The sequence below is a fragment of the Fusibacter fontis genome (assembly GCF_055378735.1).
Window position 1 is genome coordinate 2,026,277 of the sequence record NZ_AP042445.1, and the last position, 19,406, is coordinate 2,045,682.

At 38.6% G+C, this 19,406-nt stretch carries 17 protein-coding genes; 5 read left to right on the top strand and 12 right to left on the bottom strand.

The window, feature by feature from the left end; translation table 11 throughout:
* Window positions 1-92: 92 nt before the first annotated feature.
* The 4 genes from ACZ41W_RS09235 to hcp form a co-directional block, all read right to left on the bottom strand.
* The gene (locus tag ACZ41W_RS09235) at window positions 93-1,187 is read right to left on the bottom strand and encodes an ArsR/SmtB family transcription factor (protein WP_464311688.1); all 1,095 of its coding nucleotides are present in this window, start codon (window positions 1,185-1,187) and stop codon (window positions 93-95) included.
* 45 nt (window positions 1,188-1,232) lie between these two features.
* A complete protein-coding gene (locus ACZ41W_RS09240; RefSeq protein WP_464311689.1) occupies window positions 1,233-2,516 on the bottom strand; it encodes an MFS transporter in 1,284 nt (427 codons plus the stop codon).
* 246 nt (window positions 2,517-2,762) lie between these two features.
* Window positions 2,763-3,008 (bottom strand): hypothetical protein, encoded by a 246-nt coding sequence (locus ACZ41W_RS09245; protein ID WP_464311690.1) that lies wholly within the window; start codon window positions 3,006-3,008, stop codon window positions 2,763-2,765.
* 308 nt (window positions 3,009-3,316) lie between these two features.
* Window positions 3,317-4,966 carry a hydroxylamine reductase gene (gene hcp / locus ACZ41W_RS09250; RefSeq protein WP_464311691.1) on the bottom strand — a complete coding sequence of 550 codons (1,650 nt, stop codon included), beginning with the start codon at window positions 4,964-4,966 and terminating at the stop codon, window positions 3,317-3,319.
* A gap of 354 nt (window positions 4,967-5,320) precedes the next feature.
* Between hcp and ACZ41W_RS09255 the strand changes: the two genes are divergently transcribed.
* On the top strand, window positions 5,321-5,746 hold the full coding sequence (locus ACZ41W_RS09255; protein ID WP_464311692.1) for an acyl-CoA thioesterase: 426 nt from the start codon (window positions 5,321-5,323) through the stop codon (window positions 5,744-5,746).
* Between the two features lie 66 nt (window positions 5,747-5,812).
* On the opposite strand, the gene larB is transcribed toward ACZ41W_RS09255, so the two are convergent.
* From larB to ACZ41W_RS09280, 5 genes are all read right to left on the bottom strand, one after another.
* On the bottom strand, window positions 5,813-6,559 hold the full coding sequence (gene larB / locus ACZ41W_RS09260; protein ID WP_464311693.1) for a nickel pincer cofactor biosynthesis protein LarB: 747 nt from the start codon (window positions 6,557-6,559) through the stop codon (window positions 5,813-5,815).
* On the bottom strand, window positions 6,540-7,382 hold the full coding sequence (gene larE, locus ACZ41W_RS09265) for an ATP-dependent sacrificial sulfur transferase LarE (RefSeq protein ID WP_464311694.1): 843 nt from the start codon (window positions 7,380-7,382) through the stop codon (window positions 6,540-6,542). The genes larB and larE overlap by 20 nt, the downstream gene beginning before the upstream one ends.
* A gap of 103 nt (window positions 7,383-7,485) precedes the next feature.
* A complete protein-coding gene (gene larC, locus ACZ41W_RS09270) occupies window positions 7,486-8,832 on the bottom strand; it encodes a nickel pincer cofactor biosynthesis protein LarC (protein ID WP_464311695.1) in 1,347 nt (448 codons plus the stop codon).
* A gap of 100 nt (window positions 8,833-8,932) precedes the next feature.
* Window positions 8,933-9,706, bottom strand: coding sequence for a tRNA pseudouridine(38-40) synthase TruA (gene truA, locus ACZ41W_RS09275; protein WP_464311696.1), 774 nt, complete (start codon window positions 9,704-9,706; stop codon window positions 8,933-8,935).
* Between the two features lie 156 nt (window positions 9,707-9,862).
* Window positions 9,863-10,873: a hypothetical protein gene (locus ACZ41W_RS09280; protein WP_464311697.1), complete on the bottom strand. Its 1,011-nt coding sequence runs from the start codon at window positions 10,871-10,873 to the stop codon at window positions 9,863-9,865.
* Window positions 10,874-11,303: 430 nt separating this feature from the next.
* Here ACZ41W_RS09280 and ACZ41W_RS09285 point away from each other — a divergent pair, with 430 nt between their 5' ends.
* From ACZ41W_RS09285 to ACZ41W_RS09300, 4 genes are read left to right on the top strand one after another with little or no spacing between them, the layout of a single operon-like run.
* On the top strand, window positions 11,304-11,810 hold the full coding sequence (locus tag ACZ41W_RS09285; protein ID WP_464311698.1) for an NADH-quinone oxidoreductase subunit NuoE family protein: 507 nt from the start codon (window positions 11,304-11,306) through the stop codon (window positions 11,808-11,810).
* Entirely contained in the window at window positions 11,810-12,205 is a 396-nt protein-coding gene (locus tag ACZ41W_RS09290) for a (2Fe-2S) ferredoxin domain-containing protein (protein WP_464311699.1), read from the top strand. Before ACZ41W_RS09285 ends, ACZ41W_RS09290 begins: the two co-directional genes overlap by 1 nt.
* A gap of 11 nt (window positions 12,206-12,216) precedes the next feature.
* Entirely contained in the window at window positions 12,217-14,010 is a 1,794-nt protein-coding gene (locus ACZ41W_RS09295; RefSeq protein WP_464311700.1) for an NADH-ubiquinone oxidoreductase-F iron-sulfur binding region domain-containing protein, read from the top strand.
* A gap of 13 nt (window positions 14,011-14,023) precedes the next feature.
* Window positions 14,024-15,766, top strand: a complete 1,743-nt coding sequence (locus tag ACZ41W_RS09300) for an NADH-dependent [FeFe] hydrogenase, group A6 (RefSeq protein ID WP_464311701.1) — start codon at window positions 14,024-14,026, stop codon at window positions 15,764-15,766.
* Window positions 15,767-15,948: 182 nt separating this feature from the next.
* Here ACZ41W_RS09300 and ACZ41W_RS09305 read toward each other — a convergent pair whose 3' ends face one another.
* The 3 genes from ACZ41W_RS09305 to ACZ41W_RS09315 all read right to left on the bottom strand — a co-directional run bounded on the left by ACZ41W_RS09305 (window position 15,949) and on the right by ACZ41W_RS09315 (window position 19,406).
* The gene (locus ACZ41W_RS09305) at window positions 15,949-17,094 is read right to left on the bottom strand and encodes a hypothetical protein (RefSeq protein ID WP_464311702.1); all 1,146 of its coding nucleotides are present in this window, start codon (window positions 17,092-17,094) and stop codon (window positions 15,949-15,951) included.
* Window positions 17,095-17,134: 40 nt separating this feature from the next.
* A complete protein-coding gene (locus tag ACZ41W_RS09310; protein WP_464311703.1) occupies window positions 17,135-18,241 on the bottom strand; it encodes an RHS repeat-associated core domain-containing protein in 1,107 nt (368 codons plus the stop codon).
* 283 nt (window positions 18,242-18,524) lie between these two features.
* Window positions 18,525-19,406: a hypothetical protein gene (locus ACZ41W_RS09315; protein WP_464311704.1), complete on the bottom strand. Its 882-nt coding sequence runs from the start codon at window positions 19,404-19,406 to the stop codon at window positions 18,525-18,527.

Consider the following 19,406-nt stretch of genomic DNA (forward strand, 5'->3'; position numbering starts at 1 on the left):
CCAAACGCTTTCCTCAGTTGGATTGCGCGGCGAACTAAAAAAAGAGTGATTGTCTTTCTCAGCGAATTTCGCTAAGTGGCAATCACTCTTGATTATTTTGTCGATTCCTCTTTAATTTTCATATCATTTAGTAAGCCTTCATAACACGTGTGAATCCACTCTTCATTGACTTTATAAAGGTAGTGTTTATCGCCTTCATGTACGATTTTAATCAGCTTTCCCGTGGTCAAGTTATTGATATGATAGGAAATGGTCGCCGATGAGACTTGTAGCTTGGTGGCGATGTCCTTTAAGGACTGCATGCCATTTGCAATACACATCAGCACTTCATATCTGGTTTTATCCCCAAGGTTTTTAAACGTTACAATGCGTTCTAACTGACTTTCCTTTTGCAGCTCTCTTACTTTGGCAAGAGTTGCCTCCGCCTCGAGTCCCCAACTACTGAAAACCCTGCGATCATTGGCATATATGATAATACTGGTCGTATTGATATAGGATACCAGTACATCTCCTTCAGGTAAAATTCCGCTTTGAACCATACCGTTGGTGATTTCAGAAAGTGCTTGTTCGATGTTTTTGTTTAGCCTTTGAACCAGCGATAATCCATACTGCTCCACTTTTTCTTCATGGGGCTTATATAACGATTCAAAAATCGGCTCTAACTCTTTAATCAACTCGATCCAATCCGTCATGGACTCCAATGGTAGCCTTAACAGCATCATCATCTTCCATTTTTCTTCATCTTCATTGACGACTGAATCGATGAACTCTGCCATGAGGTTCGCATCTGCTAAATATGGCTGAATTGCCTCGATGCAGACGTCAGAGAACGGTTCAAACATCTCTTTTTTATAAAGATAAGCTAAGATGGCTTCACTTACTTGACGTTCATCCAACTTGCTGAGAAATTCTAAATACGCGTCGGCGTCTTGATACCCGAAAAATGGGTAGGGACATCTGAAAAAATGTGCCATCGACGAATCGGTAAAATAGTACTTTTTAATACGGACTGCGTAGGGCTCAAGTAAAGATTTCATGTGAAGATAATGATCGATGATGTCTTGAGAAACCATCGACGAATAATTTGACAAATCGTCATCTTGCAAATCTTTTATAGAGACAACTTCTGGAAATAAAAGCAAATCATTGATTTTACTCTCTATCTTATGAAATCTAAATTTTTCCATCTACGACACTCCTATCTATTATACGTTCTTATGATCCACTCTGAATTATGCTGTTTCACCAGCAAGTTCAGCTACCGCTTCAATTTCATCATCCATGGCTTTAAAAGGTCGTGCAAAATACGCTAACGCTACAAAAACAATTCCTGAAAAAATGGCAATCGTCGCACTGACTGAGATTTTATCGACACCGAATCCAAATAGAACTTGCCCAACTGGCATTGCGATCATGAGGCAAAGATTCATAATACTCGCTGCACGTCCCATAAATTCAATTGGTACCAACTGATCAAATAGTGTACCGATGGCAATATTGACGATGGTGCTCAGAATGACAATTGCAAATGAAATGAGACTTAAAATCACAAGCGGTATCAAATTGCTGTTAAATAACCCAATAAAATAGTTGGATGAAACCACACCGATTAAAAGAATTAAGGTATTAATCAATAAAAATGTTCGAATCGTCATCGTGCCGATTTTCATCTTCGAAACCACTTTTCCCACTAATATAGGACCTATTAAACTGGCAATTGATATCGCTGCCATCACCGTTCCGTACTGCATTTCAGTGCCATTAAGCGTTTCTTTTATGGTATAAATTAAACCCACGCTAAAAATTGCAGAGAATGAAAAGTTTAATACCACACCTAAACCAATGATGAGTTTAAGAATTTTTGATTCTTTCACTACCAGTATACCTTCTTTTAAATCTTTTCCAAACGATTTTAAATCCAACTTGATCGGTTTTTTATTGAGTTTTGGAATTTCTATGGTCATTTCACTGATGGCAGAAATGACAAAGCTGATGGCATTAAAAATTAAAATCAATTGTAGTCCCATAAATGCATAAAGTGCAGACGCTACAAGCGGCGAGATGATGTTTGAAACACTTGAGAAGATCGCTTTGATTTGATTGGCTTCAAGTAATTTTTCTTTTTCAACAATACTCGGTACAACCGCAGCCATAGAACATCCAAAGAAGATCTCTACCATCTCGAGAATTACAACGAGCACATAAATACTCGCAAGTGATAAACCGTCATTCATAAAATAGTACAACGCGTAAATTCCAATCAATAGCCCATTAAACAAATCCAATCGCACAATGCTTTTTTTGCGATCAAACCAATCGCCAAAGACGCCTGCAATAGGGGATAATAAAAGTCTAGGAATGATGGAAATCGCCACCATTGAGGCAAATATCGTCGCTGAACCGGTAATTGCTAACACATATAACGATAACGCAAATTGTTGCATGTTGCTCCCGACGCTCGACGTCACGTTCCCTATGATCAATCGTCTAAAGTTTTTTTCCTTCATGAGTTTCATATAATCGCTCCTTTAAAATTGGTTTCTCTAAAAGTCGTTTGTATGTATGTGATACATTTCTATATTTACATTATACTTAGATATTTGTATTAGTCAATGCTTAAATTAGATATTTATCTAATTGTTAAACATACACCTCATAAAAGCATAAAAAAACACTGAATTCTACCGAATCAGCGCTCGCAATTAGAGATTTATCTAATTAGTTAATAATTGAACCTTTTATCACTTTAAACTTTTGTCACTTTAAACGTTTATCAACTCACCTAACGCGTTGGAAAGCCATTCTTGTTCTTCATTCCCGATAGGTGAAGATAGCAACCATTCATTTTCCGCCAGAAATTGCTCAACGAAGTAATTCATATTGTTATTTTTTTCACCATCATTTACAAATAAAAAGCTATTTTCATCCTCACGAGAGATGCGTTCAATCGCTTCTTGTTGAACAAATTCACAAGTCCAATTTTCAATCATTTGTTTTTCTAACATCATATCAGTCACATCCTTTCATGTCCTAACATGTACAGTTTAATTATAATTGTTAATTAATTAACTATCTATACTTATATTTTAACACGTTTGCATTAAAAGTAAAGAATCAAATGCTGCAGAACAAAAAAATTCATATAAAATTAGAAATTCATCTACAATTGGAAACTCATATAGATTAGAAGTTGCTTCAAAATATTGAACTTGCGCTAAAATAAAACGAGTTGACCTCCATCTAACCATATGTTAGATCAGAAGCCAACTCGTTTATCATTTTCAAAGGAAGTTATATCGAGCTATAGGAAAATTTATTAACCTAAAAATTGAACGATGTCTTGTTGTACAGTTGTGATGCCGTTGATTCCAAATGTGTTTACGAGTACATTTGCAACATTTGGCGATAAGAATGCTGGTAATGTTGGTCCAAGTTTAATGTTTTTTACGCCTAAGAACAACAATGCAAGTAACACGATCACAGCTTTTTGCTCATACCATGCGATATTATAAGAAATTGGAAGTTCATTGATATCATTGAGCTCAAATACTTCTTTTAACTTAAGAGCAATTACTGCAAGTGAATAAGAATCATTACATTGACCTGCATCAAGCACTCTTGGGATACCACCGATATCGCCGAGGTTCAATTTGTTATAACGATATTTTGCACAACCCGCTGTCAATATCACAGTATCTTTTGGAAGTGTTTCTGCAAACTCTGTATAGTAATCTCTTGATTTCATACGACCATCGCAACCCGCCATAACAAAGAATTGTTTGATTGCGCCTGTTTTCACTGCATCGACTACTTTGTCAGCAAGTGCCAATACTTGATTGTGAGCAAAACCACCGATGATTTTACCAGTTTCGATCTCAGTTGGGGATGGCAAACGTTTTGCATGTGCAATTACTTCGCTGAAATCTTTTGCTTTTCCATCGACTCTGTTTGGCAAGTGTTTAAAACCTTCAAAACCTGAAGAACCTGTTGTATAAACGCGATCTTTATAGCTTTCTGCCGGTGGAACGATACAGTTCGTCGTGAAGATGATTGGACCATTGAATGACTCAAATTCTTCTTTTTGTTTCCACCAAGCATTTCCGTAGTTCCCTGCAAAATGCGTGTATTTTTTAAACGCTGGGTAATAGTGAGCTGGCAACATTTCGCTGTGTGTGTACACATCAACGCCTGTTCCTTCAGTTTGAGCCAATAATTCTTCCATATCTTTTAAATCGTGACCGCTGATGAGGATTGCCGGATTATTTCTAACGCCGATGTTTACTTCAGTGATTTCTGGATTTCCGTAAGTGCTTGTATTAGCTTGATCGAGAAGTGCCATAACATTAACACCATATTTACCAGTTTCAAGTGTTAACGCTACTAGATCGTCCGCAGAAAGCGAATCATCCAGAGTCGCTAATAACGCTTTTTCAATAAATGTGTAAATGGTTTCATCTTTAAAGCCTAAGTTCGCTGCGTGCTCAGCATACGCTGCCATTCCTTTTAATCCGTAAACGATGAGTTCTCTCAAACTTCTCACATCTTCATTTTCAGTTGCAAGAACACCTACTTGTGCTTCTTGCGATTTCGCTTCGAATTCTGCTTTTGGTGCAAACCAAGTCGCAGATGCATGATATGCCTTATTTTCTAAAACGCCATTTTCTTTTAATGTCGATTTGATTTCTTCTCTCACTAAGAGGGCATTTTCAATTTTACTTGCAATGGCGTTTTTGTCGAAGTTCGCATTGGTAATTGTTGCGAATAAGCCATCGAGTAATACGTAATCTGCTTTTGCTGTGTTTAAATTTGCTTTTCTTGCTTGTTGATTAAACTCTGATACGCCTTTGAGGGTGTAGATCAATAAATCTTGTAAATTTGCGACGTTGTCTGTTTTACCACATACGCCTACTCGACTACATCCTTTGCCACCAGCGGCTTCTTGACATTGAAAACAAAACATACTCATAATTTTCTCTCCTTTTTTATCATCATTTTTATTTTTGACTGTTTGATTGTGTTGATAAACCTATCATAGAGTATTTGAATCATTCATTCGGTAACATACGTTACATTTCACACGCAACTGATTTTTTTAATAGATTTTCTCCTTTCATAGCGACTTTGACACTCACTTGACATTTTATATAATTCCAAAATAAGTCTGTTTGACTTAATTTTTTTACGCGTATTTTCGATTAAATAATATTATTTAAGATGATAGTGACGAATGACTATAGATATGGTAAATTGATGCTACAGTTTCAATATTGGGAGTATGGAAACTGTGAATCAATGAAATTAACTTATGGGAGTGAGTCACATGATGAAAAAAGAATTTTCAATGAGTCGATTGGTAAAATCAGAAGATTTGAACCACCACGGGACGCTGTTTGCTGGGAGAATGGCAGAATGGTTTGTAGAAGGCTGTTTCATCGCAGCTGCATCGCTTCACGGCAATCCTGAAGAGATTGTATGTCTTAAATTACACGGTATGAAGTTTTCAAAACCCGCTAAAAAAGGACAAATTATCCAGCTCAATACGCATGTTGTAAAAGTAGGAAAAAGTAGCATCACCGTTTACGGATGTGTCACTGGTGTCAACGATGAAATTGTTTCTGCAGATGGCTTCATCACATTTGTTTGCGTCGATGACAACGGCGTAAAAAAAGAGCATGGAATCACCTTGCCACCTGTAACGGATAGCAAAGAGCTCATGCTCCTTGAACTTGCTAATCAACTTAAATAACGCTTGATTAAAAGTAACGTTTAATCAGACTAATTTAAATCAGACTCAGCACTTTTATTTCTAAATTTAAAGTCTCATGATTTGGGCGGCTGCAAATGCCGCTCCAAATCCATTGTCTATATTCACTACAGTGATCCCCGACGCGCAACTATTGAGCATCGTCAAAAGGGCACTCACACCGCCAAAACTCGTGCCATATCCAACACTGGTTGGTACGCCAATGATGGGTTTTTCAACAAGTCCACCTACGACACTTGCCAATGCACCTTCCATCCCCGCCACGACAATCACCACTTTAGCGCCTCGAATCACCTCTAAACGCGCAAACAATCTGTGAATCCCCGCAACGCCCACATCTACGATCTTTTCAGCACGAAATCCTAACGCTTGAATCGTTTCATACGCTTCTTCTACCACAGGTAAGTCCGAGGTTCCGGCTGCAACAATGGCAACATACTCGTCAGACAGTACTTTAGGCTGTTCTCGAATGGTGATAACACGTCCCGCTAAGTTAAACTCAGCATGCGGTATCTCTGTTTTGACTGCTTGAAACATCGCTTCATTCGCACGTGTCGCAAGGACGTCAGATCCTTTTTCCACCATGTGCTTTGCAATCCCCACCACTTGTTCAACTGTTTTTCCCTCGCAATAAATCACCTCAGGATGGCCTGTTCGATGCGCGCGATGATGGTCGATCATGGCATAACCAAGCTCGCTAAACGGCATCGTCTCTAGAATTTTAGACGCATCCTCCACTTGAGTTTTACCACTTGCAACATCGGATAATAATTGCTTAATTGCTTCCGTTTTCATCGACAATCACCCCTTTATTAAAACTGCCCATTTGATAGCCGGATAAATCTAGTGTCACTTGCTCAAATCCAAACCCTTTAAGGACTTCAGCAATCAAATGCATCTTCTCTACATCGAAGAAAGTACTCATATAGGCATCTGTCACTTCAATTCTCGCTAAATTCCCCTGTTTTCTCACACGCACAGCGCGTATGCCACTTTGGATTAAATACGATTCTGCTTTTTCAATCATCCGCAGATCCTCCATGACAATGGGAACATCATAAGGAAGTCTCGTCAACAAACACGCATACGCTGGCTTGTCCCAAGTCGGTAGTCCGAGAACTTTGGACCACTCTCTAATCTCAGCTTTTGTCACGCCACTTTCTAAAAGCGGACTTTGTACATTTAATTCTCTGAGTGCACGCATGCCCGGTCGATAATCTTTGGTATCATCTGCGTTGGAACCATCCACCACGGTCTGATATCCCAGTTTTTTAGCCGTTTCTTGAATCGTGGAAAAGATCACCGTCTTGCACAGATAACACCGGTCAACTGGATTTGTCTTAACGGCATCGGGTATCCCCGCAGTGATGTGATGATGTAAAATTCCGTACGACTGCGTAAATGCATCTGCTTCTTCAACTTCCCAATTGGCGATATAAGGGGATTTCATGGTAATCGCCACCACTTGATCGCCTTTTAACTGAGATGCAACATAAAGCAAAAATGCACTGTCCACACCACCAGAAAACGCCACTGCTATCGTCTCAATCGCTTCTATACATACACAAAGTCGATCAAATTTATCTGAACTTTGTCTTAAACTGAATATTGGATTCACGTGTTTTGTCTCCTTTATCTATCGCTAAATCGATCCGAGTAAAAGTCAAATCTATTTCAAATCTGAGACTCTTTTCTTGAATCTACGCATCTATATATCCAAACTAAAATTCACGCTGAATGCGCTTATAGATGTCTTTGATCGACAATCCCGTTTCACTGGCAATGCGCTTTATCACTTCATATTCAGGTTTTACATTGACGAGTTTTCCATTATAATACGCCTTTTTCAATGAAATCGGCCCAAACTCAGTTGATATCGTCTCATATTTGCGTTCAATTTTCACCTTATCCACTGCAATCATGCGCATGCCTATGGAAGTCGTCTGGGAAAATACAATTTCCTGAAGTTTCTCAATATCTCGATTACGCGCCAATATACTTAACTTAATCGCAGGGCGACCTTTTTTCATAATGATGGGCGTTTTAAACACATCAAGTGCCCCAGCTTCAAGAAGTTTTTCTTCCGCATAAACAAGCCACTCAGAACTCATATCGTCAATATTGGTTTCAAGTAGTGTTTGACCTTCAAGTTGAGACGTTCTCGGCTGCTCCCCCTCACTTATCGGTTCTACAATCATCACCCGAAGAAGATTTGGAATGTCTAAATCATGTTTCCCTAGTCCATATCCGATTTCTTTTGTAATAAACTGTTTTTCATCTGTAAATTTATGGGTCAATGCCTTTAAAATTGCTGCACCTGTGGGAGTCGTCATCTCAAAACGCTCGACACGATTTTGAATAGGCACCCCTTTTAAAATCTCCATCGTCGCAGGGGCAGGCACTGGCATCAGTCCATGTGCACATCTTACAAATCCACCGCCCACTTCCACGCGCGAAGTGATCACTTGAGTAATTCCTAAATGATCGTAGCAAATTGCAGCGCCTACGACATCCACGATGGAATCAATGGCACCAACTTCATGAAAATGCACCTCTTCAACAGACTTTCCGTGAATTTTCGCCTCTGCATGTGCGATTAAATCAAAAATTTTTAAGCTCAGGCTCTTAATGGCATCGCTTAACGAACTGTTTTGAATGAGCTTTTGAATATCTCCATAGGTTCTACCGTGGACATGAGGCATGTGGTCGTGACCGTTGTGTGCCTGGTCATGTGCATGGTCATGTGAATGGTCATGTGCATGGTCGTGGGGATGCGAATGGTCATGGGGATGCGCCTGTATCGGTTCATCCTCATGAAAATGAGGATCGTGTGAATGCTCATGCTTATGGTCATGTAAATGTTCATGATTGAGATCCATCACCATCACAGAAGTCCCTGTAATGCCGTGTTTTTGTCCTTTTTCTATCTTCAACTCAAATTCATGATCGAGGTTTAATTTAGAGAGTTCGCTGCGTAAATAATCGGCAGAAACGCCAAGATCCAGCATGGCACCTAAATTCATATCGCCGCTAATGCCTGCGAAACATTCATAGTACAGTGTTTTCACATTTTCCTCCTAAGTTCATCATCCTATATGTCAGTCTATTTTTCAGACCGCTCATCAGACTGCAAATCCGCTTATTTATTACGCTACTTGCTTCTATTTTCTATTTTCTATCCGCTATCGACTCATAAAAAACTTCCATCAACATCAACCCTTGTGGCTGTGCCGTTTCCCCTGCAAGTTCACGCCTTCCAGTTATAAATATTTCATCAATGCTATCGACGCTTCTTTTATGCATGCCAATTTCTACTAATGTTCCAACCAAAATGCGAATCATGTTATATAAAAATCCATCTCCGTAAAAATCAAACACAATTTCTCGTTCTTTTTTCGTGATATCAATACGCTCAATCGTACGAACGGTGGATTTTTTCGTCTTATCCGATGAAAAGCCTTTAAAATCGTGCTTTCCTAAAAGTTTTAATACCCCTTTTTTCATCTGCGCGACATCTAAACTTTCTCCGCTATGAATGCCCACTACATGGCGCTCAAACACAGGCGGCGTCGCATCCGTCCATAGACGATAGGCATAGTGTTTTCTCGTCGCATGAAATCTCGCGTGAAAGCCACTTGGTACGACCTCTACCTTTAAAATCACAATATCATCAGGTAAATACTGATTCATTTGATTTTTAAGATCCTCCACTCTCACTTTTTTTGCTGTAGAAAAACTTGCCACTTGATTCATGGCATGCACACCCGCATCTGTTCTGCCTGATCCCTGTATTTCTATGGGTTCCTCTAAAAGCTGTGATAATACCTTTTCAATTTTCCCTTGAATCGTCATATCCGACTGCTTGAGTTTTTGCCATCCTTTATATCTCGTCCCTTCGTAACGAACATCCAATCGATACGTCACCGGTTCTAAATGCGCCATAGGCTTTCTCCTAACTCGTGTATAAACACATTTACCATTCTCTCAATATTATCTTACTGCACTCGAAATAATTCATCTTACTACTATCTTAACATAAAAGAAAAGAGTAGCAAGACTTCTTCTCAATTAGAAATCATTCGCTACTCTGTTTGGCACTTATCTTGATGCAAATATATAATCTTCTTGTGATCTCAAATACTCAATATCATCTGGCTCTAAACTGCGATAGAGAATTTGACGATAATGCGCACTTAAATCTTCTCTTTGATTGATGCCTTTGATCTTAATTTCGTCCCAATGCACTTTTTTCTTTTTATCGAATAAATCAAAATCCACAATTCTCTCGTGATTTTCCATATATTCTAGAGCTATGAGCACTTTTTTGATCTCGACTGCACTCAAATACGTGTATAATACGACTTTATAGCCTGCATTTGACGAGAAAAACAATCCCGTATCTTCACTCCAACCCTCTTTTAAAATCATCCCTGCACCTAAGCAGTCCAGTACATAGATCAAGCGGTTATAATGGGACTTATATTCTTCATACTTATCTCGAATATTAATGGTTAGATTACACCAGTCATTGGTTGTACCACTGCGGTTGATGTATTTGAGCGAATGATGATCGAGCATGTTAATTGTGTCTGAAAAATGCTCTTGCGTATACACTGATTTTTCATATAAATCATGAAACTCGAGTTTTTTATTTAAGTTGCCTTTCGTGAAGAGAATCACCGTTCCCTCGCTGTAGCTATTTAACACCGTTCTCGTTGGTTCAACAGTCGCTTTAAAATCATCTGCAATTTCTTCAACCGTTTTTTCAATATTGCCAATAACTTTCATAATGATAATTCTCGGTGCACGGCGCACATACGAAATCACATTAGAAGCACTACAGTTCAGCGCTTTCATGAGGAACGATTGTGCACTGTCCTCAAGAATAATACATTTTTCCACTTTAAAATCATGAATAGGTTCTTTGGCATTTTCAGATATATAGATTAACGTCTGATGATGACTCATCAAAGATATGATGTCTTCAAACGTCTTAATTTTTTCTCCAATGTCCACTTTTGAAAAATGCGTACATAAAAAACTTCTAAATAAACTCTCATCTTTGGTCTCGACGATTAGAATTCTCGGACCACTTCTCACAAATGACATAATTGCCATCTCCTTGTCTCATCAAAAATTGCTCTACAACGTAAAATTCTGTAAATAAGTAACCCCCAAAGTTTAGTGAATCTAAGACTTTGGGGTGAACATCCATTTGCACTGGACTAAATATAGTGTAATCCTTTTTAAATAAAAATCAAGCAGGAGATTAAGACATTTTCATAACAACTCATAAGCCCTCAAACGAGTGCATCACAATCCAGACACTGAGTGTGCATAAACAGTCATTACAGACCTTCCTAGTCGCTAGAATCTCTTAAAAATAGAGATGTGTGAAATGCCCATCTGTTCCAAAAATTAATGCCTTTTTAATAAAAATTTCTGAGTCAACGCATCTAAATTAGGTATATATAGATTGGCGTCTGTATAAAAATACAGGATTATTATGGGCCAATAATAAAATGAAAGGATGGTCACTATGTCAGATATTTTAAATCTTGACCCAGCTGATGAAAAAGTCATTGCGCTCGATCAATTCATTGAACTTCATCATCACGAAGAAGAATCTCTGATTGCGATTTTACACAAAGCGCAAGAGATATTTGGTTATTTACCAAGTGAACTACAACTCTATATTGCGCGGAAACTCAATATTCCCGCTGCAAAAGTATATGGTGTTGTGAGCTTCTATTCGTACTTTTCACAGACTAAAAGAGGGAAGTACACAATTAACATTTGCATGGGTACTGCTTGCTTTGTTAAAGGTTCTGAAAAGGTTATGCACGAATTTTCCGATCAACTTGGCGTTAAACCTGGAGAAAGTACAGGCGATGGACTCTTCACACTCAAAGATGTCAGATGCATTGGCGCATGCGGGCTCGCACCAGTCGTAATGGTCAATGAAAAAGTCTTTGGACACGTTAAACCAGAAGATGTTCAAAAAATTATCAACGATTTCAAATCACAGGAAGGGAGTGAATCATAATGGCTGTTAAAACACTTGAAGAACTCAAGAAAATACGCGAAGACCAAATTAAAAAAGTGAAACTCCGTGAATCCGGTGAATCTGACGATCAAACCATCGAAATTTTAATTGGTATGGCCACATGTGGCATCGCAGCTGGTAGTCGTGACGTTCTCAACGAATTTGTGAAACAGATTAGCGACAGACAACTCGACGCTATCAAAGTCGTACAAGTTGGGTGTATGGGTTACTGTCACAGCGAACCAACGGTTCAAGTCAACATGCCAGGTCATGAACCTACAATATATGGAAATGTCAACAAAGCATTTGTCACCGATATCATTGAAAAGCACATTGAAAAAGGCGAAATCCTCGACGATCATGTGCTTATCAAAACCTATCACAGCGCATTATAAGGAGGCTAAATATGGCGACACAAAGAACGCATATTATGGTCTGCGGTGGTACAGGATGTGTTTCATCTGAAAGCTTAGAAATCGTTGACCAATTTAAAAAAGACATCGAAGCAGCGGGTTACTCAGACGAAGTGGCTGTGATTAAGACGGGATGCTTTGGCTTTTGCGGTCAAGGACCTATCGTGAAAATTCATCCGGATAATGTTTTTTATGTCCAAGTCAAAGTAGCAGACGTCAGTGAAATCGTCTCTGAACACATCATCAAAGGAAGGCGTGTTGAGCGATTGCTTTATAAAGAACCTGAAACTCAGATCAGTTTAAGCAAACACGATCAAATGAGTTTTTATAAGAAACAATACCGGATTGCCCTCAGAAACTGTGGACTTATCAACCCTGAGGACATCAACGAATACATCGCTTTTAGCGGTTACGAAGCACTTGGTCAGGCACTGACTGACTATACGCCTGAAAAAGTCATCGAAATCGTGAAAGCCAGTGGTTTACGTGGTCGTGGCGGCGGCGGCTTCTCAACAGGACTCAAATGGGAACTCACGAGAAAAACTGTCTCCGATCAAAAATACGTCATTTGTAATGCAGATGAAGGCGACCCGGGTGCTTTTATGGACCGTTCAATCCTAGAAGGCGACCCTCACTCTGTTATAGAAGCGATGGCGATTGCAGGATATGCAATCGGCGCTAGTGAAGGTATCGTGTATATTCGTGCAGAATATCCACTTGCCATCAAACGTCTTGAAATCGCACTTGCTCAAGCGAGAGAATACGGCCTGCTCGGCGAAAATATCTTTGGATCGAATTTTTCATTTGATATTCGCATCAAACTTGGCGCAGGCGCATTTGTCTGTGGTGAAGAGACTGCATTGATCCATTCTGTGGAAGGGCACCGTGGCGAACCGACGAAAAAACCACCATTCCCTTCAGTGGAAGGCTATAATAAAAAACCAACTTCTGTAAACAACGTGGAAACATTTGCCAACGTTGCACCAATCTTACTTAAGGGCGCTGATTGGTTCAGTTCTATCGGTACTGAAAAATCAAAAGGTACAAAAGTATTTGCCCTTGCTGGAAAAGTGAACAACGTCGGACTCGTGGAAGTACCAATGGGAACCACTTTACGCGAGATTATCTACGATATCGGCGGTGGGATCATCGGTGGCAAAGCGTTTAAAGCCGTGCAAACAGGTGGACCTTCTGGTGGCGTCATCACAGTGGCCGATCTCGATACACCAATCGACTACGAAAGTCTCAAGAACATCGGTTCCATGATGGGATCCGGTGGTATGATCGTCATGGATGAAGACGACTGTATGGTGAACATCGCAAAATTCTACCTTGAATTTACACAAGATGAATCCTGTGGTAAATGTACACCATGTCGCCTTGGAACAAAACGCATGTTTGAGATTCTCGACAAGATTACCAAAGGCGAAGGCACAATGGAGGATATCACGAAGCTCAAAACACTTGGTAAATCCATCAAGGAAAGTGCACTTTGCGGCCTTGGTCAAACAGCTCCAAATCCTGTATTGAGTACGATTGAATATTTTTACGATGAATACCTAGCTCATATTCAAGATAAAAAATGTCCTGCTGGTGCATGTAAAGCGCTTGCTAAATACAAAGTAATCGAAGATAAATGTATTGGTTGTACTGCGTGTGCACGTGTCTGTCCAGTGAACTGTATCGCTGGCGCACCAAAACAAAAACACGTCATTGATGAAGAAAAATGTATTGCTTGTGGCGCATGCTATACAGCTTGTAAATTCCAAGCAATTCTCAAACCATAAGGGGGGTATTCATATGAAAATGGTCAATATCACCATTAACGACATGCCCTTACAAGTACCAGAGGGCATGACGATATTAGAAGCATCAAAACTCGTCAACATGAAAATACCAACACTGTGCCATATGGATCTAAAAGATTTTGGCATCGTCAATAAAAATGCATCTTGTCGTGTCTGTGTTGTGGAAGTCGAAGGGCGACCTGCACTGGCACCATCGTGTTCAGAAGCATGTGTTGAAGGCATGGTGATTCGTACGGACTCCATCCGCGCGATCTCTGCACGCCGCACTGCTGTAGAACTCTTACTTTCCAATCACCCATTTGACTGTTTGCTCTGTCCAAAGAATTTAGAATGCGAGCTTCAAGCACTCGCTTCGGATCTGGGTATCCGTGAAATTCGCTATTCAGGTGAAAAGATGAATTATGAAAAAGATACCTCCTCTTATGCACTTGTAAAAGATCCAAATAAATGCGTGATGTGTCGTCGATGTGAAACCATGTGTAACGACGTTCAAACTTGTGGTATCTTATCTGCTGTTAATCGCGGATTCAATGTATTTGTAGGACCTGCCTTTAATCTCGACATGGCAGATACTTCTTGTACGTTCTGCGGTCAATGCGTTGCAGTTTGCCCAACGGCTGCTCTCACTGAAGTGAATAACACTGATAAAGTATGGGATGCTTTAGCCGATCCTAAAAAACACGTAGTGGTACAAGTCGCTCCAGCTGTTCGGGTGGCCATCGGTGAAGAATTTGGTATGGCTGCGGGTACCATTACTACTGGTAAATTGGTCAGTGCACTTAGAGCACTGGAATTTAACAGCATTTTTGATACAGATTTTGGTGCTGACTTGACGATTATGGAAGAAGCATCTGAACTCATTCACAGAATTCAGCACGGGGGAACACTTCCAATGCTTACAAGCTGTTGTCCAGCTTGGGTTAAATTCTTTGAACACCAATTTCCAGATATGCTGGATATCCCTTCAACTTGTAAATCACCTCAAATCATGCTCGGTGCTATGATTAAGAGCTATTATGCCGAAAAGGCAAATATCCCAGTTGAAGATATCGTGGTGGTATCCATCATGCCTTGTCTTGCTAAAAAAGCGGAAGCTGCTCGTCCTGAGCTTACAAAAGACGAACAACAAAATGTCGACATTGTTTTGACGACGAGGGAACTTGCTCTTATGTTAAAAGAAGCCGGTATTAATTTTGCTGGTCTCCCTGAGTCTGATTTTGATCAACTGCTCGGACACAGTACAGGTGCATCTGTTATCTTCGGTACAACAGGCGGCGTTATCGAGGCGGCTGTTCGTACGGCGTATGACTGGATTACTGGTGAAACGCTTGAAAAAGTGGACTTCCAACAGCTCAGAGGTCTTGAAGGCATTCGTTCTGCGACTGTTCAAGTTGGCGATATGAATTTGAGAATCGGTATTGCTCACGGCCTTGGCAACGCAAGACGTCTTCTTGAAGATATTCGCGATGGCAAATCTCAGTTTGATGCCATCGAGATTATGGCGTGTCCAGGCGGATGTATCGGCGGCGGTGGTCAACCTTATCACCACGGTGATATCGAGATCATCAAAAAACGTCAAATGGCGATTTATGCTGAAGACAAAAACAAAGTCCTCCGCAAATCCCACGACAACCCATATATCAAACAACTCTACGATGAATACATCGGTGAACCTTACAACGAACGCGCTCATCAACTCCTCCATACGCACTATGTGCCTAGGAAGAAGATTTAAGGGGAATGGTGAATACCTAAGTTGAAATGAAACAGATGAAAAGTCAATTGATTTAGTGAAGTAAGATTAAAAGCCGATTCCAACCTACTGGGGAATCGGCTTTTTGTATGGGTATTATGGGAGTTATTGTGTTAAAATTTATTAAGAGCGTGTGTAGTAAATTGAGTATAGTTGTACACTTCTTAAAACTCTATATCCGGATATCTTCTGATTTCAGAATAGTCCTCTGCATGAACATTTCCATTTTTATCAGCAGTTATGCGCACGCAGAAACCATCAAAATAAAAAACGTAAAAAGAATAATCAAACGGATTCCATTCTTCTAATGTATCAAAATTTTGTTCTGACTGCCAAAGAAAGTCCTCTCTCGACGGATAGTACAAACTCCATTCGTATGGCACATTCCAATAAGTTGTCACACGTTCCATTGATAAATTATCTTCATTCATTTGAAGGAGCACTTTATTAGGTATACAAACGCTCCACAAACTGTGAGTTACATCTATTTCAGCTAAATACTGAGTTGCTGTATTTTTGTAATAAAATCGACTTAATTGACCTTTTTTAGGTTGTATGATCCAGTTGTCTTGATCCGTTCTCGTATATAAAATCCCCGGTTGACCGAGGTGTTCTAATTCATTTTTTATCAATTCCCATTTCGAATCATTCAAAATAGTTCGATCTATCTGATAGTCAGCATATTGTTTGTACTTATTTAATTTATTGATATCTATAGGTTCACTTTCGTTCATTTGAATGATACACTCGTATTCGCTACTTAGTAAATCCTGATCAGTAAAGTAAAACTGCACATAATAATCTTTGAAATCATATTGCAAGGCATAGTCACCAATATTAGATTTTTCTATCACACGATAATTTGATCCAAAATAATCTTCAATGGCTGCTCTGTTCTTAGGAACATCATATGGCAATATTGAACTTATATTACAAGCATTTGCTATACAAATTCCATCCTTTTTTGTTGCACTCGAAAAATATAGATACCCACTCGGTCCTTGCAATATCTCATACTCGTCGTTAATCCATATAAAAAAGTCTCGATTTTCTGGATTTAGGCACTCTGGAACTTTCTTTCCTAAATATCGCACATACTTCCATAAGTCTTTCCAATTTCCTTCCAGTTGCGCTTCAAACTCATCATTTTCTAGGCTGAATTCTTTGGGAAATTTTACAGAAAATGTTTCTACTGGTGACTCATATGACGAATCAACTTTATCTATATCCGAATTACTCGAACATGCTGTCAATATCATCATAAATGCTATAATAAGTACAAAGTAAATGACTGTCCTAATTTGTTTCATTTACAACCTCCTTTATTTTGTATCAGTTCTTGGCACTTCCTTAAGCACCCCTTAGTTTAAGAAAGTTTTCTTTTCTTAAATTGTTTTCTGAAAACTGAAAATAATTTCCGTTTTCATCAGGTAATAATCCCAAATTATAATACTCTTCAAATGGAAATAACTCTACCTTAAACACAGGATACTTAAATGTATACTTATCAAAAAAAATCGTACTTTTCTCACCTATTTTAAATACATAATTTACACTTTTCATATTTAAGTCTCCATAATTATATGTCCAAGCATGACCAAGTTCATGTCCTAAATTAATAAACGATTCAGTTTTTTGTAAATAATTTGTCCCCGTTTTTGAATCAGTAACATAAACATCTATATTGTAATCAGGGTCAAATTCAATTTTATTATCTTTAAAGCCACATTTACCTTTTTTATACATAATAGTAATAACTGCAGAACAATTTATCAAATCTTCTATTAATTTGTTTCCATTTGGTTTATCTTGTTTAACAGGAATACCAATAATAGAAATAAATCCTTGTTCATCAACAAACAGATCATAGTCGGTCAATTTTTCTAAAAGACACTCAAATGTATTTCTAATTTCTGGATTGTCTGATGCAATTTTTAAGGTATGTCCGCTAGGATCTACAAATTTAATTGGATTTCCACCACAGTACGCATAAAGATTCAACGTCACTGGTTCTCTCAAACTTCCTACATACGTATCCTGAGTAATAAACCTCGCAATCTCCGGACTATAGTACCTTGCTCTCAGATAATAAAGCCCTGATTCTTCATCAAAGTACTCGCCTGAGTAGCGGTATGGATTGTAAAGGGTGTTGGTTTGTGCACCGGTTTTGATTTCACCCCTAACGGCGTCATACTGATAGTTTGAGACCTCGGCACCTGTTTCGTCAAGGATTTTATTGACGTCGCCGTGGCCGTCCCTTATAAATGTGTAGTAATGGCCACCTGAGCTGCGGTAGGTGGGTCCGATTCCGCGGATATTGCTTGCGTAAAGTTGACCGCCGACCGCTTCATCTATGGTGTCTGCGCCTGCATAGTAAAACTGTGTGGTGGCGCTATTTACGGTCTTTTGTGATCTGAGACCGGATAATGAAAATAACTTTATCGCAGTAAAAAGCACCACTTCGCAATACGAAGTGGTGCTTTTTTTAGCAAACCAATTTGAACTTTAGACGTAGATAGAATATTGTAAAACTAATTCTTATATGCAAACGGCGCTAATCACTTCAATGGATTAACGTCGTGCATTTTAGGTACTCGTCTACGTTTATTCAAAACATCACTTTCAATAATGGTTCAGTATTAATTTGTTCTAACAAAATTTATCTTGATAACATTCTCTAATACACAACTTATTAAGTTTGATAAACGAATCATAAATACTATTGTCATTTTGTCTATGTTTAATTTTCTTCTAAGCTACTATCATAGAATTTACCATCATTACGTTGTATAAACGTCCATATTATTGGTTCTAATTCTTTATCTTCAATAAACATTGTATTTATAATTACATCATCAAGTCCGTCCTTATTAACATCCTTAATTTCTGTTTTTGTAATTCGAGTGCCTATTTTGAATGGTGCATCAAAATCATAGAGAATATTTTCATCCTCGTTTGCCAAATAAACTACTGGGTGAATTTTATCTTCTGTGCATATCTCTCCAGAAATCAATGAAACTCTTCCCCAATTATCCATTTCTGTTGATAACGAACATTCTTCAATTTTATAGAAATGTTCAATATTGTTTAGATTTAAAGGTCTGTACTCCATTTCTTCTTTAAAATTGCTTTCTTCGGTAATTTTTGCCTTTTTATTATCCACTAAATTCATTTTTATTCTTTCATTACTACTAAGATCTAAAACAAACTCCCCATTGTTTCCAGACTGATCTGAAAATTGTACTTCAATTGTATTTTTGTTTAATGTACCTTCTAATTTCTTTAAATATTTTGAAGTCTTAAAAGAATAGAAATAAAAATCAGGTTTTGCTATTGAATCTATTGAATACCAGCCTTCTACATAACCGTTTTGAATTTTAGTTAGAAAGAACGAAGGATTGTCATACCTACCCCCAGTCCATTCTTCTACAACCCAAATTTTTCCAATGTAACTTTCATAATCAACACTTACATTTTCATCATTTTTATCGGATACATTTTCCAAAGTATTTTCATCACTTGAATTTGCAGCTAAATCTTGTTCTATATGATTGCATCCTGTAGCACAAAAACATACAATTATACAAACGATTAGGCATCTAATCATTTTTACTTTTACCAT

What these genes read in the sequence shown, in the direction of transcription:
- ACZ41W_RS09235 (WP_464311688.1), bottom strand. Translation starts at nt 1,187, where the DNA reads ATGGAAAAATTTAGATTTCATAAGATAGAGAGTAAAATCAATGATTTG.
- ACZ41W_RS09240 (WP_464311689.1), bottom strand. Translation starts at nt 2,516, where the DNA reads ATGAAACTCATGAAGGAAAAAAACTTTAGACGATTGATCATAGGGAAC.
- ACZ41W_RS09245 (WP_464311690.1), bottom strand. Translation starts at nt 3,008, where the DNA reads ATGATGTTAGAAAAACAAATGATTGAAAATTGGACTTGTGAATTTGTT.
- hcp (WP_464311691.1), bottom strand. Translation starts at nt 4,966, where the DNA reads ATGAGTATGTTTTGTTTTCAATGTCAAGAAGCCGCTGGTGGCAAAGGA.
- ACZ41W_RS09255 (WP_464311692.1), top strand. Translation starts at nt 5,321, where the DNA reads ATGATGAAAAAAGAATTTTCAATGAGTCGATTGGTAAAATCAGAAGAT.
- larB (WP_464311693.1), bottom strand. Translation starts at nt 6,559, where the DNA reads ATGAAAACGGAAGCAATTAAGCAATTATTATCCGATGTTGCAAGTGGT.
- truA (WP_464311696.1), bottom strand. Translation starts at nt 9,706, where the DNA reads ATGGCGCATTTAGAACCGGTGACGTATCGATTGGATGTTCGTTACGAA.
- ACZ41W_RS09280 (WP_464311697.1), bottom strand. Translation starts at nt 10,873, where the DNA reads ATGTCATTTGTGAGAAGTGGTCCGAGAATTCTAATCGTCGAGACCAAA.
- ACZ41W_RS09285 (WP_464311698.1), top strand. Translation starts at nt 11,304, where the DNA reads ATGTCAGATATTTTAAATCTTGACCCAGCTGATGAAAAAGTCATTGCG.
- ACZ41W_RS09290 (WP_464311699.1), top strand. Translation starts at nt 11,810, where the DNA reads ATGGCTGTTAAAACACTTGAAGAACTCAAGAAAATACGCGAAGACCAA.
- ACZ41W_RS09295 (WP_464311700.1), top strand. Translation starts at nt 12,217, where the DNA reads ATGGCGACACAAAGAACGCATATTATGGTCTGCGGTGGTACAGGATGT.
- ACZ41W_RS09300 (WP_464311701.1), top strand. Translation starts at nt 14,024, where the DNA reads ATGAAAATGGTCAATATCACCATTAACGACATGCCCTTACAAGTACCA.
- ACZ41W_RS09305 (WP_464311702.1), bottom strand. Translation starts at nt 17,094, where the DNA reads ATGAAACAAATTAGGACAGTCATTTACTTTGTACTTATTATAGCATTT.
- ACZ41W_RS09315 (WP_464311704.1), bottom strand. Translation starts at nt 19,406, where the DNA reads ATGGTAAAAGTAAAAATGATTAGATGCCTAATCGTTTGTATAATTGTA.